The organism is Vibrio sp. Vb1755 (assembly GCF_033338635.1).
Lineage (GTDB): Bacteria > Pseudomonadota > Gammaproteobacteria > Enterobacterales > Vibrionaceae > Vibrio > Vibrio alginolyticus.
In genome coordinates, this window is the sequence record NZ_JAWOTA010000383.1 from 1 (window position 1) to 1,020 (window position 1,020).

Annotated in this window: 1 protein-coding gene; it reads right to left on the bottom strand. The window is 45.3% G+C overall.

Annotated features, from left to right (window positions below; translation table 11 throughout):
* Positions 1-168: 168 nt before the first annotated feature.
* A partial coding sequence (gene hutG / locus R7E00_RS25305) for a formimidoylglutamase (RefSeq protein ID WP_318124949.1) occupies positions 169-1,020 on the bottom strand: 852 nt, incomplete at its 5' end.

Here is a 1,020-nt window from a genome sequence, read left to right on the forward strand (position 1 = left end):
TTTTGCGCGCAGTTTATTTCCGTGAGGTGCACGAATTGTTCTGCTTGTATCAAGTCGTGGATCTTGTCCCTGGCGCTGTGTCATTTTCAGACTCCTTTAGTTTCTCGTGATGACCAAGTGCTTGCTTGGTCTTGTTATTCCAAATTCACTTAGGTTTCAAAGTGATGGTTATTTAATAGTCTGACGTTTATGTTCTTTCTCCGCCATGGTGTTGGCGATGTCCCAACACAAACGGGCAGCTAAGCGAGCGGTTTGACTATCGACATCGTAATTCGGGTTGTACTCTGCGATATCGGCTAACATAAGCTTGTTTTTGTAGTGAAGAATTCGTTCTAAAAAAGGTGCGATTGTGTCGTAACTTACACCTCTAGCCGCAGGAGCACTTACGCCTGGCGCGGTTGCTGCTGGGAATACATCCAAATCAATGGTGAGATAGAGATAGTCACAATCGTCGATAAAGTGTTGCAGTTGGGTTAGGTGGTAGCTGTGATTCAAGTAATTGAGTTGACTATCTTCTACATACCATACGTTCAGCTCGTCTGCCTTTTGGAACAAAGCTTGCGTGTTGCTGCTGCGACTCCCCCCCAAACAGGCGTAATGGAAAGCCCAATTATTACGCTGACAAAAATGATGAATTTGGTTGAATGGTGTACCTGAGCTTGGTTTTACGTCCGCTAATGAACTTTCGAACGCACGCAAATCGAAGTGCGCATCGAAGTTAATGATGCCAATTTTTGGCTTTTTTTCTGGATGATGCGTTTTGAAATATTCCGCTAGACCAGAAAACGATGCCCACGCAATTTCGTGTCCGCCCCCCAAAACGATAGTTGGCGTGTGAGGTAGCGCTTCTGAAATGAGGTTTGCACAGCGTGATTGGCTTTCTTCTAACAAGTCATCATCGCAAACGACAGTCCCAAGATCATAAAGCGGGGCATCTTTATGCCAAGCGAGATTCGCTAGCGCTCTACGAATCAAATCTGGTGCTTTTTTTGCTCCAATTCGGCCTTTGTTTCTCGCAAC